The following is a 14,884-nucleotide window of genomic DNA, read 5'->3' as shown; positions in this document are numbered from 1 at the left end:
GTGCAAGTTACTTATTTTTTATAGCTTTGTGGTATGTTTAAAAATGCTGTCATAAAATTTCAAGCTTTTTTTATAGCTTTTGTACTACTGCTGTCTACCACTTCTTTTGCAGTAGAAAAGCAATTTTGTGCAGAGATATTAGTTGATTTTAGTTTTAGATTAGATACTCAATCTTGCTGTCCAGAGCCAGACCCAGAAGAGCAAATTAATTTTGAAAATTCTTGTTGCCAAGATTCTATCGAAGTTTTTTCTGGTCAAAAGCAACTTAAGCAAGATCAATCAGATTGGGATATTCAAGTGCCAAAAGCATCTATTTTATCTTTTACTTCTATCAATTCCGCTTTAAGCTTAATACAGGAGAAAAGACTCCATTTATTAATTTGGAGCAAGGCACCTCCATTCTGTAATACTCCGCTTTATTTGCGTAATGAGCAATGGCTCATTTAGACTTTTATTTTTTAATTAGACTGCCCTAGTAAATTTTATAGTAGGCAGTTTTTATGTTTTTTACCGAACATCAATTAAAAATTAAAAGTAATTACAATGAAAAGAATATTCTGCCTTTTTATGCTATTTTTAGGTATTTGTGCGGGTGCACAAGAAAAAATAAGCGGCGTTGTTTATGAGCGCGGAGAAAAAAATATGCCTTTGCCCGGCGCTAATGTGTATTGGCTAGGCACCCAAGTAGGAACCGTTACAGACTTTGACGGAAAATTTGACTTACCTTATAAAAGTGAATCTCAACAATTGGTGGTGAGTTATATTGGTTTTACAACCGATACCGTTGCGGTTAGGGATGCTAAAATTCCTTTAAAAATAGAGCTTGCACCTAAAAGCAATTTAGATGAAATTAAGATTGTTTCTAAAAAACAAGCAACTTCTAGATCGTTTTTAGATGCTCAAAATGTAATTAATGTAAGCAGCGATGAATTATTGAAGGCTGCTTGCTGTAATTTGTCTGAGAGTTTTGAGACAAATCCCTCTATAGATGTCAATTTTGCCGATGCTATCTCGGGTACTCGCCAAATTAAAATGCTGGGATTAACCAGCCCATACATACTTATTGCTACAGAAAATATACCTACGGTGCGCGGGGCTTCACAAGCCTATGGACTCACTTTTACTCCTGGAACTTGGGTAGAGAGTATTCAAATTACTAAAGGTGCAGGAAGTGTAGTTAATGGTTATGAAAGTATGGCAGGGCAAATAAATGTTGAGTTACAGAAACCCACCAAAGATGATCGGTTTTTCTTAAATCTTTATGGAGCCACTAATCAACGATTTGAGTTGAATTCTCATTTCAACACTCCGGTAAGCAAAAAATGGAGTACCGGCCTTTACGTGCACGGAAATATACACCAAGAAAAACACGATGTAAATCATGACGGTTTTTTAGATATGCCCTTATATCATCAAGTTAATGTGATGAACCGTTGGCAGTATACCGACACAGAAAAAGGCTTGGTTGGCTTTTTTAATATTAGGGCACTAACCGATGAAAAACAGGCGGGACAAGTAAATTTTGATCCAGAGCAACATAAACTAGGCAACCAAGTTTGGGGAAGCGAAATAAAAACGCAACGTTATGATTTCTCAAGTAAATTCGGGTATGTTAACCCAGATTTACCTTGGCAGAATATGGGGGCGCAATTTTCGGTTAGTCACCATAACCAAGAGTCGTATTTTGGATTGCGTAGGTATGATATAACGCAGAATAGCATATTTACTAATTTTATGTATAATAGTATAATTAGTGATTCTAGGCACAAAATAAAAACGGGTGTTAGTTTTACTTATGATGATTACGAAGAATTTGTAGAAAACAAAAGTTATACGCGAACAGATAATGCGGTAGGCGCTTTCTTTGAGTATAATTTTGACAACCTAGAAAAGCTAAATTTAACTTTAGGCTTACGGGCAGATCAGCATAACCGTATGGGCTTTTTCTTGACTCCTAGATTGCATATACGTTATTCCCCTTGGGGTAAATCGGCTTTTAGAGCATCAATAGGTAGAGGAAAGCGTTTGGCCAATATTTTTGCAGAAAATCAAAATTTGTTCGCTACCGCTAGAAGTATAAAAATCTATCCTTCCAATTCAGAAGGGGCTTACGGCTTAGATGCTGAGATTGCTTGGAATTATGGAGTTTCTTTTTTACAAGGATTTAATTTATGGGGCAATAAGGCAGATATTATCGTAGATTTTTACCGTACAGATTTTGAAAATCAGTTGGTTGCCGATTGGGAATCGCCTACGCAGATTCAGTTTTATAATTTAAAGAATGAAAGCTATGCCAACAGCTTTCAAGTAGAAGCTAATTATAATATTGCAAAAGGTTTACATACGCGTTTGGCTTATAAATATTATGATATAAAAACCAAGTATTTAAGTGGTGAGAAATTGAAGCCTCTTACGGCACAACATAGGTTTTTTGCTAATCTATCTTACGAAACGCCTATTAAAAATAATAGTACTTGGAAGTTTGATGTTACTTATAATTGGTTAGGGAAACAACGCTTTCCTCAAACCGATTCTAATCCGCAAGCCTATCAATTACCCGAATTTTCGCCAGAAGTAAATACGGTAAATGCCCAAGTAACGAGGGTGTTTTCGCCAAAGTTTGAAGTATATTTAGGAGGAGAAAACATAACTAACGTTAGGCAAAACCGACCTATTTTAGCAGCCGATAACCCGTTTGGCTCTAATTTTGATACTACTTTTGTATATGGTCCTATCTTTGGTAGTATGTATTATATGGGACTTCGTTATAAATTGAACTAATAATTAAAACTAAAATTAAAATGAAAAAAATAGTAAGTTTACTTTTATTTTTTGCCGTAAGTATGGCCTTTGCCCAAAGTAAAAACGCCAGAACAAGCCTTGTTGTAGATGGCGTTTGCGGTATGTGTAAAGAACGTATTGAAAAGGCAAGTATCAAAACTAAGGGGGTTAAAAGCGCCATTTGGAATGTTGAAACCCACGAGTTAAAACTGATTTATAATGCTAAGAAAGCAGATTTAGGTGAGGTGAAACAAAATATTTTGGCCGTGGGTCATGATGTAAACGATTTAAAAGCGAGCGACGAGGCGTATAATAGCGTACACGCTTGTTGCCGATACCGCGATGAGGCTGTTAAAGACGATCATAAAAAGGAAAAAGATCAATAAGTACAACTTTATTTAAAATTTAAAGCCTCTGAGATTTAAATCTTAGAGGCTTTTTTAAAAGGATTAATAAATTATTTTGCCAGGATTGGACTTAAAACTGATACCCTAAGCCTGTTTTTAAAGAAATACTTTTGTATTGGTTATAACCAAACCCGTACCCTATTTTTGCCGTAAGAAACAAATCTTTATACAAAGCAATATTTCCTTGTACCTGCAGTTGAAAAGTCTCATCTGACGATTTGCCGGTAACTATATAATCAGCGTTCCCTTCTAGATCTGTTATACTTTCTATCAAACCGTCATAAAACATACCTAAATAATTTACTTCACCAAAAACTTTAAATCTCTTTTGATTAATAATTAAATAGGCAACACCTATTTCCCATTTCTTAATTTCGGTTTCGCTATCTAGCCAAAACAAATCCTCATAATTGTCATCTGTTTTGGCATAAATTTTACCCCAAGATACTCCTAAGTGAAATCTTTTGTATACTTTTCTGGAGTATGCAATCTGAAATCCTGAACCACTAAAGGTATTGTTTTTTCTTGTTTTTACACTGAGGTATTCATAGTTTCCCTCTAAAAAATTACCTTCATTAAAAATAATTTCTGTAATTGTTTTTTTATCGTTTGAAGATTTTTCTTGAGCATAAGAGAAAGTGACAAAAATCGTTAATAGGAACAATAAGTATGCTTTTTTCATCTTAAAATTTTAATTGAATAATGATGTAAAGATATTCTTAAAATTCTTTTTACTTTAATCTAAATTATTCTATTTTAGACTAAAATAGTTGTAAAATGACTGGTATTGGGAAATGCATTAGAGCACTCAGACAAATAAAAGGCTATTCTCAGGAATATATGGCCATTAAATTACATATGTCGCAAAGTAATTATGCTAAAATAGAAAAAGAATTAATCAACATCTCAACCCAGCGCCTAAAAGCTATTGCTGCGGTTTTAGAAGTTAGTATGCACAGATTGCTAGTAGAACCTCCTCAAAAATCCGCTGCACTAATTGATGAAAAAGAGGATCTCAATTTGGAGGTAATGGAAGATTTTTTTACAACTAAAGTGCTTTATGAAAAAATAATTGAAGATAAAGACAAAGAAATTGCTTTTTTAAGGGAAGAAATAATGCAGCTTAGAACAAAATAATGTAATAGTTGTCAAACCTTTTTGGATTCATCATTCACGTAATACTCTTTGCCTACTTTATCTATAGGCATTTAAAATTATGTAAAATCTATTTTGGCAGACTTAATTTATTTTTTAAGCTCAGCTTCAGCTTGATTTAGATTCAAAATAAAACAAGCTAGCTTGTAAGCCAGCCTGTTTTTTATAGATTGAAGTGTTTTAAACTTCTTTATGCGCGAACTTGGTGGTTCTGAATTAAATCTAAGTATAAATTTACTTTATCTTTTAAATCTCTACGGTGAGTAATAAAATCTAAGAAACCATGTTCTTTTAAAAATTCTGCGGTTTGAAAATCATCTGGCAGATCTTTTCCAGTGGTATCTTTCACCACTCTAGGTCCAGCAAATCCAATAAGCGCTCCGGGTTCAGAAATATTAATATCGCCAAGCATCGCATAAGAGGCAGTAGTACCACCCGTTGTAGGGTCTGTACACAGAGAGATATAGGGTATCTTTTCTTCTGCGAGTTGAGCGATCATTACAGAGGTTTTTGCCAATTGCATTAAAGATAGTACGGCTTCTTGCATACGCGCACCTCCAGATTTTGATATAATCATTAATGGGATTCTGTTATCTAGAGAATATTTTGCTGCTCGAGCTATTTTTTCTCCTACAACGCTACCCATAGAACCGCCTACAAAGCTAAAATCCATACAAGCTACTACTAGATCTTTTCCTTTAGATTTACCTACTCCAACTCGAATAGCATCTTTTAGTCCGGTTTTTTTCTGGGCTTCCTGAATTCTGTCGGGGTATTTTTTCTTATCCTCAAATTTTAATGGATCTTTAGAAGTAAGATTTGCGTCTAATTCTTTGAATTTATTGTCATCAAATAATATCTCAAAATACTCTTTACTTCCTATTCTTACGTGGTAACCATCTTCTGGGCTTACGTAAAAATTTCTAGCCAACTCTTCGGCATCTACAATTTTACCAGTTGGAGATTTGTACCACAAGCCTTTGGGTACATCTTTTTTATCTTCGGTAGCGGTTTGTATTCCCTTTTTTGTTCTTTTAAACCAAGCCATAATTTTTACTTATTAATTGGGCAAATTTTATTTGCTTAATGTGTTGATATTATTAAGGTCTTCAAAAGCTTGTTTTAATCTTGTTTTAAAAGTGCTTTCACCTTCTCTTAACCATTTTCTTGGGTCGTAATATTTTTTATTTGGTAAATCTTCTCCTTCAGGATTTCCAATTTGCGAAGCTACATAGGCTTCATTATTTTTCATGTAATCTCTTACTCCTTCCGTAAAGGCATATTGCAAATCGGTGTCTATATTCATCTTAATTACCCCATAACCTATAGCTTCTCTTATTTCGGCTAGGCTAGAGCCACTGCCTCCGTGAAATACAAAATCAATATGGTTGTTGGGCACATTATAATGTTTGCTGATGTACTCTTGAGAATCTTTTAAGATGGTAGGGGTGAGCTTTACGTTACCGGGTTTATAAACTCCGTGCACATTTCCAAATGCGGCAGCAATGGTAAATTGATCGCTTACTTTACTAAGCTCTTCAAAAGCATAGGCTACTTCTTTGGGCTGTGTGTATAATTTAGATACATCTACATCTGTATTATCAACGCCATCTTCTTCGCCACCAGTAATACCCAGCTCAATTTCTAAAGTCATCCCCATCTTGCTCATGCGAGCCAAATATTCTTTGCAAATGGCAATGTTTTCTTCAAGAGGTTCTTCACTCAGGTCAATCATATGAGAACTATAAAGAGGTTTGCCTGTTTCTTTATAAAATTTTTCACCCTCGTCTAGCAAACCGTCTATCCAGGGTAGTAATTTTTTAGCACAATGATCGGTATGTAGGATAACCGTAGCGCCATAAGCTTCGGCCAACTGGTGAACGTGTTTGGCACCAGCTACGCCTCCTAAAATTGCGGCTTTTTGGTTTTCATTAGAAAGACCTTTACCTGCATTAAAAGAAGCTCCGCCATTTGAAAACTGTATGATAACGGGCGCGTTAAGCTCTGCAGCCGTTTCCATAACCGTATTTAGGGTGTTTGACCCTACAACATTCACGGCCGGTAGGGCATAGGCATGTTTCTTTGCGTGGTTAAATATAGCTTGCACCTCTTTACCTGTAGCAACTCCGGGTTTAATTTGATGACTCATATAGTTGATCTTATAAATTTAAGAGACAAAATTAATAAAATAAAATGGCTTAGAAAGGATAATTAATACCAACATTGTAAACCACATTGGCAAAATTATATTCTTGAAACCATTTTTGTTTCGTTTGGGCAGGATTGTAGGTTTTAAAACCAAGGTCAAGCCTGATGACAAAAAAGTCTAAATCATACCGCAGACCAAACCCAGTACTCACGGCGAGTTCTGTAAGGTCTTTTAGCTTTGTAAAGCGGGAAGCTTCATCTTTTACATTATCTTCTACATTCCAAATATTACCGATATCCGTGAAAACGGCACTATGCAAATCGCCAAATAAATTAAAACGGTATTCTAAATTAAAAGCAATTTTCATATTGGCTTCATTAAACTCGTTAATTCCGCCAGAGCTACCCGGTCCTAAACTGTAGGCTTGCCAACCGCGGTTATCATTGGTTCCTCCCGCAAAAAAACTTCTTGCAAAAGGTATACTGCTGGCGTTGCCATAGGGTAAGGCAATACCACCCATAATGCGTGCCGCAATAATATTGTCTTTGCCTAGATCCCAATGCTTGATAAAATCTGTTTCTAGTTTTATATATTGCGAAAATTGTACGCCAAATAAATCATAGTTACCCTGACTGTCTTTTTTTAAATTGAGCATTTTTCCTAGTAATGCAAGCGAATTTCCTGCGGTCTCTAGTTTAAAGCGAAACTGACTAAAGTCCCAATCGTAAATACCCTCTCTTGTGTTTTTATTGTACGAGAAATTGGTGGCCAAAATCAAGTTGTCCTCGGTTAATCTTTGCCTTCTTTCAATAATATCACGGGCTATTTGTTCTTGTTCGCGTGTTAAATTAATTTGATTGTTTCTTAGGTCGCGAATAAACCCATTAGCACCTTCGGGTATAATAAGATTGGGTAAGCCAGAACCAGATGAATTGTTATTGAAATAAGCGGGATTGATTTGCGAAATATTGTCTTGGGCAATTTCATTAAGCCGAGAGAAAGAGTTGGTGTATACGTTAAAGTAATTACTGGTGTTTAAATTTTTAACATATTGTAAATCGATTAAACTAAGCTTATGGCTCAGCGTTTCATTGGGATACCAACGGTAGAAAAAACTTCCTGTAACGTTTTGTTTGTCTAGTCCTATATTTTTTTGTGTGCTTAACCCAACGCGTAAGGTGGTGAACGGTGACATTTTTTTCGGAATTATTTTTTCGGTATTTAAAGGAAACGCAATACTAGGAAAAGTGAGGCTGGCATCGCTACCAATTTCTGAAATATTAAAAAATCGATCATTGGCATCAGCCGCTTCTTTTGAAGAACCCACACTACCTCTTGCTGCAATTTCTAGATTTTCTGCGCCACCAAATACATTTCTAATCAGTAAGGAGCCACCAAAACCAATACCAAAATCTTGAATGTTACTGCGTGAGGCATCTACGTTAAAATCTACTCCTAGTTTAGGTCTTGGGGTTAAAAAAACATTGGCAATAAGTTGCGTGCCGGTGCTGTCTCTTGGGTCGGGTTGATACTTGATGTCGGGGTATCTAAATTGCCCCAACTCATTTAACCTTCTGTAGGTTAAAGAGCGGTCGAGGTCTTTGTAAACATCTCCTTTCCTTATGAAAACCGCATTGGCTAAAGTTTTTGGCTTGTATTTTAACTTGCCAAAAGAGTAAATAGTATAGCCTTTGTATTGTGCCGAGTCTTGTGCAAAATTGCCAGATTTAAAAGAATAATCGGGAAATATGTTAACCTGACTAATGCGGTGAATTTTATAAGGTACCGTTTTGGTGCTGTCTTCGCGCGTAACTTCTCGGTTAGAAATTATAATATCGGTTTTTACCTTATGGTTGGTATCTAAAGTGTCGGCTTCAAAACTGATGAATTCTTTTTCAAAGTGGTACAAGCCTCGATTTCTGAAGAAGAAAGTGATTCTATCGCGTTCTGCCTCAAAATTATCGGTGTTAAACTGTTGTCCTGCTTTTAAAATACTTTCTTTTTTGCTTAGCATATACAAACTATCTGCCACCGGCGACTTTATTTGCTTTTGTATACTGTCAAGAACATAAGCTTTATTGGTGGTTACCCAATATTTAACACGCGTTCTGTCTTTTTTATGGTTTACCGATTTAAAATCCGCTTCAGCATTAAACCAACCACGGTTCCAGAAATAAGCTTCTAACCGATTTTTGCTTTTTACACTTTTGTTTTCATCATAAACACTGGGAGGTTCTCCCGATTCTTTTAAAGTATTATGAAAAGATAAATAGCCTCTTTTAATGCGGTCAACTTGTTTTTGTGAATAAATCGAAGCGAGTCGTTTTTTGCGGTTTGGCTTTCTGTTTAACCAAGCGGTATAACTCGAATCGGGGTTTGGTTTTGCTAGGTTATAAATGTGCAGCTTAAGCGGAATACCCAAAACCGGCAATTTGCTATTGGGTTTTTGGTAAAGCTGGTTGTATAGCTCATTGTCTTTTGACTTTTCGTTGTTTACAAGAATAGTATTTTCTGTGAGTAGTCGCTCATCCTCTTTAACTCTTTTTGTAGGATTACAGCTTACAAAATTTAAGACTAAGCAGAATAATATTATTTTTGCGGTAACGGCTCTCAAAATCATCTAAAAATTAGGTTCAAAAATACATCAATTTATGCTCAGCAAAAATCAAATAAAGTTAATAAACAGTCTTTCGCAAAAAAAATATAGGAACAAATATAATCTTTTTGTAGCCGAAGGAATTAAAGTTATAAAAGAGCTTTTAAACTCAAATTATGAATTGGAGTTGTTATATAGCACTACAGATGTATTTTATGTTCCAACAGAGAAATTACAACTTATCACCGAAGCCGATTTGAAAAAGATTAGCAAGCTGGCCACCCCGCAAGTCGCATTAGCGCTTTTTAAAATACCCGAAAAAAATGATACTATGAAAACGGTTGATTTTGCGGTAGCCTTAGACGGAGTGCGCGACCCAGGCAATTTAGGTACAATTATAAGACTTTGTGACTGGTTTGGTGTGAAGCAAATTCTGTGTTCTAATGATACTGTAGATTGTTATAATGAAAAAGTAGTGCAAGCAACTATGGGGTCTCTTGCTAGAGTACACATCGCTTATGCGGATTTATACGAAACTTTAAAAAACACCGATTTACCCCTACTAGGAACTTTTATGGATGGTGAAAATGTATATAAAACCCAATTACCGTCAAGCGGAATTTTAATATTAGGCAACGAAGCTAACGGCATTTCTTCCTCCATCGCAAGTTTAGCAAGTCAAAAAATAAGTATTCCACAATTTGGCGAAAACCAGTCTACCGAAAGTTTAAATGTAGCTACTGCCACAGCAATTTTATTAAGTGAATGGAGAAGAGGTTAATAGATTAGTGCCATTTGAAAATGGCGTTTATTTAGTTATCTAAATACTTTGCGTGTTAAAATTTTACGGCTAAGGGGAAATTGTTTAAGTTCTCCTTATTGTTTTGGAGTTAATCAATAACCAAAAACCGAAGCATAGTTATTGAAAAGTAAAATTAATAAAGATGCCGCGTGATTTCATAGATTCAATTTGCCCTGTGTAAGGACTGTTTGGGTCTTTATCTCGCTTAAGTTCATCGGTCATGCCAAATACACCGCGTATAGAGGGGGTGAATTTGAAATAAGGCAGGTAAAAATCAATGCCAAATCCTAGCTCAAAATAATTAGCATCATTAATCATTCTAAATTCGCCCGCTCTATTGTCATCTGGATTAGTTTCATTACTAGATAGGTTGATAGAGCGTGAAACCCCACCCACTACAAAGGGTTTAAAGTTGTTGAGTCTTTTGGTTGAAAACTTGACCAACAAAGGCACATGGATGTAAGTAGATTTGATATCTCTAAAATTGTCTTCGGGAATTTCGGTATAAGTAAAGGTGCGATTGGCAAAGACAACTCCAGGCTCTAACCTTAGATCAATATAATCATTGATTCTTAGATTTCCCAAAAGCCCTACATTAAAACCGATATCGTTTTTCACCACAATGTCGGTTGCGGGCTTATTGTATTGCAAGTCGAATCCGTAAGAGTTAAAGCCTAAAAAATAACCCCAAGACCAACGCTGCTTGTCCATATTATCTTTGTTGCGAATCTTTTCGGTGTTAAAAAATCCTTGTCCATAGCTGCTCGTGAGGCTTAAAAAAACCACCGTACACATCAATAAATATCTCATAAAATTACTTTGAAGCAGAATAAATTGTTGCTACACCCATAGTTTGCGGATGATGATTCACTTTATTAAACCCAATTTTCTTTAAAATATTGTTGAATTTTTCACCAAAAGGGAAAACCGCGGCACTATCGCTTAAATATTTGTAAGCCACCTTGTCTTTTGAGAATAGTTTTCCAATACCAGGCAACATATATTTAGTGTAAAATTTATATCCTTGTTTAAAAGGAGCTTTGGTAGGTACAGATGTTTCTAAAACAATAAAAATGCCTCCGGGTTTTAGCACGCGGAAAATTTCGGCTAATCCTTTTTCTAGGTTTTCAAAATTTCTAACGCCAAAAGCCACGGTAATAGCATCAAAAGTATCTTCTTTAAAAGGTAAAGCCTCAGAATCTCCTTGGGTCATCTTAATTTTATTGTCTAAGCCTTTACTTTCTATTTTTTTGCGTCCTACGCTAAGCATACCCTCAGATAAATCTAGTCCAATTACATCTGGTACTCCAGCTTCTGCTAGACTAATAGCCAAGTCTCCCGTTCCTGTTGCTATATCTAAAGCATTTTTGGGCTGGGTGTTCATAACCATTTGAATTACCTTTTTGCGCCAAGAAGTATCAATACCAAATGAGATAACACGATTGAGCCCATCGTAATTATCAGAGATGGTATCAAACATTTGTTCTACCTGCTTTTTCTTAGCTAGTTTTGAATCTTTATAAGGGGTGACTTTCTTTGCCATGGCTTTTTTTGACAAAGATAAGTTTTAATACTAAAAATAAGATTCACAAATAAAAAAATCGGTTAGAGCTTGGCATCTCCAATTGTAAATGCCATATCTTTGCCCTACCAAAAAAACCATTCATGAAAATTATCATTGCAGGGGCAGGAGAAGTTGGCTTTCATTTATCGAAGTTGCTTTCTTTTGAGTCTCAAGATATTACCCTTATAGATCCGGATGCCGAAAGTTTAGAGTATGCTGACAGTCATCTGGATATAAGAACCATAAAAGGAGATGCAACTTCAATTTTATTACTTCATGACGCTCAAATAAAAGGAGCCGATTTGGTGGTTGGTGTAACCAGTAGCGAGACAACCAACATAACCATTTGTGTTTTGGCTAAGCAATTGGGTGCCAAACGTACCATTGCGAGAATTAGAAATACCGAGTTTATCGAACATAAAGATGTGGTAGGCTTTGAGCAGTTTGGGATAGACGAACTCATTTCACCAGAATCATTAGCAGCTAAAGAAATTGAGTCGTTGGTAAAGCAATCGGCGTTTAATGATACCTTTGAGTTTGATGAGGGTGCCTTATCAATGATCGGTTTTAAACTTTCTCGTAATGCCCCATTTTTAGGTAAAACATTAAAAGAAGCGCAAAATATTTTTCCAGATATACCTTTTGTCTGTATTGCGATACAGCGTTATGGAACCCAATTTACGCTAATACCTCGTGGAGATACTGAGTTTAAGGAAGGAGATCAAGCCTATTTCATGTCCAGTAGGCAGGGTTCTGAACAGTTGTATAAATTAACCGGTAAACGAAGACAAGAAATAAAGAATGTGATGATTCTTGGAGGGAGTAAAATTGGTAAACAAACAGCGAAAGAATTGGCAAAAGCCAAATTTAATGTCAAGCTGGTTGAGAAAGATAGAGAAAAGGCATTTGAATTGGCAGATGAGATGAATGATACGCTAATAATTAATGGTGACGGAAGAAACGTAGGTTTATTAGAAGAGGAGAATATTCATGATATGGATGCTTTTATCTCGGTTACGGGAAATTCTGAAACCAATATCATGTCCTGCTTGGTGGCCAAATCTAAAGGGGTGAAAAAGACCATCGCTCTTGTAGAAAATATGGATTATTTTCAATTGAGTCATTCTATAGGAATAAACTCCTTAATCAATAAAAAATTACTGGCGGCAAACACTATCTTTAGATATGTACGTAAAGGAGAGGTTGTGGCCATGACCAAACTTAATAATTTAAATGCCGAATTGCTAGAGTTTATCGTGCATAAGAAATCAAAAGTTTGTGGTAAACGTATTGTAGATATTGACTTTCCTAGATCTACCATCGTGGGTGGTGTAGTTAGAAATGATAAGGGTATGATAGCTTCGGGCGATATTTTGATAGAGCCAGGAGACCGTATAGTGGTTTGCTCATTACCCCGATCTATCCATAAAATAGAAAAGCTATTTTCATAATGCCGAAACTTAATTTTAAGATTATTGTATACATTATGGGGTTGCTATTGTTATGCAATGGCGGCTTTATGCTTATTGCTACCTTGGTGAGCTGGATTTATAAAGATGGTGCCACGGTTCAAATTGCAGGAGCATCTGTTACCACAATGATGGTAGGTATGCTTTTTATGTTTACTACCCGAAATTATGCCAAAAAACTTAAACAAAGAGAAGGATATATAATTGTAACCTTTGGATGGATTTTTATGGCCTTAAGTGGTATGCTGCCTTATCTCTTTACGAGTGCTATCCCCGATATTACCAATGCATTCTTTGAAACAATGTCTGGTTATACAACTACTGGAGCCACTATTTTAGACGATATAGAAGTATTACCCGAAGGTGTTTTATTGTGGCGTAGCCTTACTCATTGGATAGGAGGTATGGGTATAATTGTGCTTGCGGTTGCTATTCTTCCGCTATTAGGAATAGGGGGTATGCAATTGTTTGCCGCTGAAGCACCAGGACCCAGCGCAGATAAATTAAAACCTAGAATTACAGACACGGCAAAAAGATTATGGCTTATTTATGTTGGTTACACCGCTGCCGAAACCATTTTATTAAATTTAGCCGGCATGTCTTTTTTTGATGCTGTAAATCATGCGCTTAGCACTTTGTCTACAGGAGGATTTTCAACTAAGAATGCAAGTGTTGCTTACTGGAATGATCAACCTTTAATTCAATATATTATTATTGTTTTTATGTTCTTAGCAGGTACTAACTTTGTGATGAGTTACTTTGCTTTTAAGGGAAAAATTCAACGCATTTTGCACGAAGATGAATTTAAATGGTATGCTATTTTTGTTTTTGGATTTGCTATTGTTGCTGCACTACTAATTTACTTTTATGCAGATACGAGTCAGTCTACCATAGTGCATCCAAAAGTTTGGGGGGAGTTTGAAAGTGCTTTTAGGCACGCGCTTTTTCAAATTTTAACAGTAATAACCACAACTGGTTTTATTACCGCCGATTTTACTTTATGGACACCCTTTTTGACTATTTTCTTTTTCGGGTTGTTTTTCTTAGGAGGTTCTGCCGGGTCTACTTCTGGAGGGGTAAAGGTGGTACGTCATATTATTATGATTAGAAATGGAATTGCTGAATTTAAACGAGCATTACACCCTAACGCAATTGTACCAGTACGTTACAACGGTAAGGGAATAAAAGGAGAGATTGTTTTTAATATTTTAGGGTTCTTTATTCTTTATATGTTGGCTTTTATTATTGGAGCTGTGGGATTGGCTGCGTTAGGCTTAGATTTTCCGACGGCAATTGGCGGTGCGGCTTCTTCTTTAGGGAACATAGGGCCTGCGTTTGGCGATTTGAGCCCGGTTGATAATTTTAACAGCCTGCCCATGTTAGGTAAATGGTGGTCTGCCTTTTTAATGCTTATAGGACGTTTAGAACTGTTTACAGTGCTTATTATTTTGACTCCCATGTTCTGGAGAAATCGTTAACTCTGAACTGCTTTTTAACGTCTTATTTTAAATTAAATGTTTTCTAGTAATTTAGATGCAAGTAATTTAAAGCTACCCAATTAGAATCAAATATTGTGAAACAACTTTGCCACCAATCGATCACTTATTCTTCTATATTACAGGCAAACACAATTAATGAATATGCCATCTGTAATTGGTACGACGAAAATGAGAATTTATTGCATTCTAGAGAGCAACCTAAACTCAAAAATGCTATAGCACAAACCTATAAATTGGAGATTTTAGCAACAGTTGACGGCTACAAATATTATGCTAATGTAAGTTCAAAAAGCCCATACCAATTTAGAAAGTATAAGTTTTAACCCAAGCGATCAAATAAGGTTTAATTTTCAAGTAGCTGTAGCCAGTTCGGGTTATATGAGTATTATCTCTACCCAAACCGTAATAGGTAATAATTAAATTTTAGATGTAATTGCAAACTCAATAAATATAAATGTTTCT

At 35.8% G+C, this 14,884-nt stretch carries 14 protein-coding genes; 8 read left to right on the top strand and 6 right to left on the bottom strand.

Going from position 1 to position 14,884, the window contains the following annotated elements; genetic code table 11:
• Window positions 1–33: 33 nt before the first annotated feature.
• From FT993_RS05000 to FT993_RS04990, 3 genes are all read left to right on the top strand, one after another.
• Window positions 34–447 (top strand): hypothetical protein, encoded by a 414-nt coding sequence (locus tag FT993_RS05000; protein WP_147861444.1) that lies wholly within the window; start codon window positions 34–36, stop codon window positions 445–447.
• A gap of 96 nt (window positions 448–543) precedes the next feature.
• Window positions 544–2,781, top strand: coding sequence for a TonB-dependent receptor (locus tag FT993_RS04995; RefSeq protein ID WP_147861443.1), 2,238 nt, complete (start codon window positions 544–546; stop codon window positions 2,779–2,781).
• Window positions 2,782–2,801: 20 nt separating this feature from the next.
• Complete coding sequence (locus FT993_RS04990; RefSeq protein WP_187240756.1) at window positions 2,802–3,167, top strand: heavy-metal-associated domain-containing protein; 366 nt, start codon at window positions 2,802–2,804, stop codon at window positions 3,165–3,167.
• A 91-nt stretch (window positions 3,168–3,258) separates the two neighbouring features.
• Here FT993_RS04990 and FT993_RS04985 read toward each other — a convergent pair whose 3' ends face one another.
• Complete coding sequence (locus FT993_RS04985) at window positions 3,259–3,870, bottom strand: hypothetical protein (protein WP_147861441.1); 612 nt, start codon at window positions 3,868–3,870, stop codon at window positions 3,259–3,261.
• 95 nt (window positions 3,871–3,965) lie between these two features.
• Here FT993_RS04985 and FT993_RS04980 point away from each other — a divergent pair, with 95 nt between their 5' ends.
• Entirely contained in the window at window positions 3,966–4,325 is a 360-nt protein-coding gene (locus FT993_RS04980) for a helix-turn-helix domain-containing protein (RefSeq protein WP_147861440.1), read from the top strand.
• A gap of 208 nt (window positions 4,326–4,533) precedes the next feature.
• Here FT993_RS04980 and accD read toward each other — a convergent pair whose 3' ends face one another.
• From accD to FT993_RS04965, 3 genes are read right to left on the bottom strand one after another with little or no spacing between them, the layout of a single operon-like run.
• Window positions 4,534–5,391 (bottom strand): acetyl-CoA carboxylase, carboxyltransferase subunit beta, encoded by an 858-nt coding sequence (accD, locus tag FT993_RS04975; RefSeq protein WP_147861439.1) that lies wholly within the window; start codon window positions 5,389–5,391, stop codon window positions 4,534–4,536.
• Between the two features lie 27 nt (window positions 5,392–5,418).
• Entirely contained in the window at window positions 5,419–6,492 is a 1,074-nt protein-coding gene (fbaA, locus tag FT993_RS04970; RefSeq protein ID WP_147861438.1) for a class II fructose-bisphosphate aldolase, read from the bottom strand.
• Window positions 6,493–6,541: 49 nt separating this feature from the next.
• Window positions 6,542–9,112 (bottom strand): BamA/TamA family outer membrane protein, encoded by a 2,571-nt coding sequence (locus FT993_RS04965; RefSeq protein ID WP_147861437.1) that lies wholly within the window; start codon window positions 9,110–9,112, stop codon window positions 6,542–6,544.
• A 31-nt stretch (window positions 9,113–9,143) separates the two neighbouring features.
• Here FT993_RS04965 and FT993_RS04960 point away from each other — a divergent pair, with 31 nt between their 5' ends.
• Window positions 9,144–9,869, top strand: a complete 726-nt coding sequence (locus FT993_RS04960) for an RNA methyltransferase (protein ID WP_147861436.1) — start codon at window positions 9,144–9,146, stop codon at window positions 9,867–9,869.
• 138 nt (window positions 9,870–10,007) lie between these two features.
• Here the strand turns inward: FT993_RS04960 and FT993_RS04955 are convergent, their stop codons facing one another.
• Window positions 10,008–10,700: a porin family protein gene (locus FT993_RS04955; protein ID WP_147861435.1), complete on the bottom strand. Its 693-nt coding sequence runs from the start codon at window positions 10,698–10,700 to the stop codon at window positions 10,008–10,010.
• A gap of 4 nt (window positions 10,701–10,704) precedes the next feature.
• Window positions 10,705–11,433, bottom strand: coding sequence for a bifunctional demethylmenaquinone methyltransferase/2-methoxy-6-polyprenyl-1,4-benzoquinol methylase UbiE (ubiE, locus tag FT993_RS04950; protein WP_147861434.1), 729 nt, complete (start codon window positions 11,431–11,433; stop codon window positions 10,705–10,707).
• A gap of 122 nt (window positions 11,434–11,555) precedes the next feature.
• On the opposite strand from ubiE, the gene trkA reads away from it, so the two are divergent.
• The 3 genes from trkA to FT993_RS04935 all read left to right on the top strand — a co-directional run bounded on the left by trkA (window position 11,556) and on the right by FT993_RS04935 (window position 14,745).
• Window positions 11,556–12,905: a Trk system potassium transporter TrkA gene (trkA, locus tag FT993_RS04945; RefSeq protein ID WP_147861433.1), complete on the top strand. Its 1,350-nt coding sequence runs from the start codon at window positions 11,556–11,558 to the stop codon at window positions 12,903–12,905.
• Window positions 12,905–14,401 carry a TrkH family potassium uptake protein gene (locus FT993_RS04940; RefSeq protein ID WP_147861432.1) on the top strand — a complete coding sequence of 499 codons (1,497 nt, stop codon included), beginning with the start codon at window positions 12,905–12,907 and terminating at the stop codon, window positions 14,399–14,401. The genes trkA and FT993_RS04940 overlap by 1 nt, the downstream gene beginning before the upstream one ends.
• Window positions 14,402–14,496: 95 nt before the next feature.
• On the top strand, window positions 14,497–14,745 hold the full coding sequence (locus FT993_RS04935; protein ID WP_147861431.1) for a hypothetical protein: 249 nt from the start codon (window positions 14,497–14,499) through the stop codon (window positions 14,743–14,745).
• The last annotated feature ends 139 nt before the right edge of the window (window positions 14,746–14,884 follow it).

Source organism: Mesonia sp. HuA40 (genome assembly GCF_008017835.1).
GTDB lineage: Bacteria > Bacteroidota > Bacteroidia > Flavobacteriales > Flavobacteriaceae > Mesonia.
The sequence above is the reverse complement of the archived record's forward strand: the minus strand, read 5'-3'. Positions and strand labels throughout refer to the sequence as shown.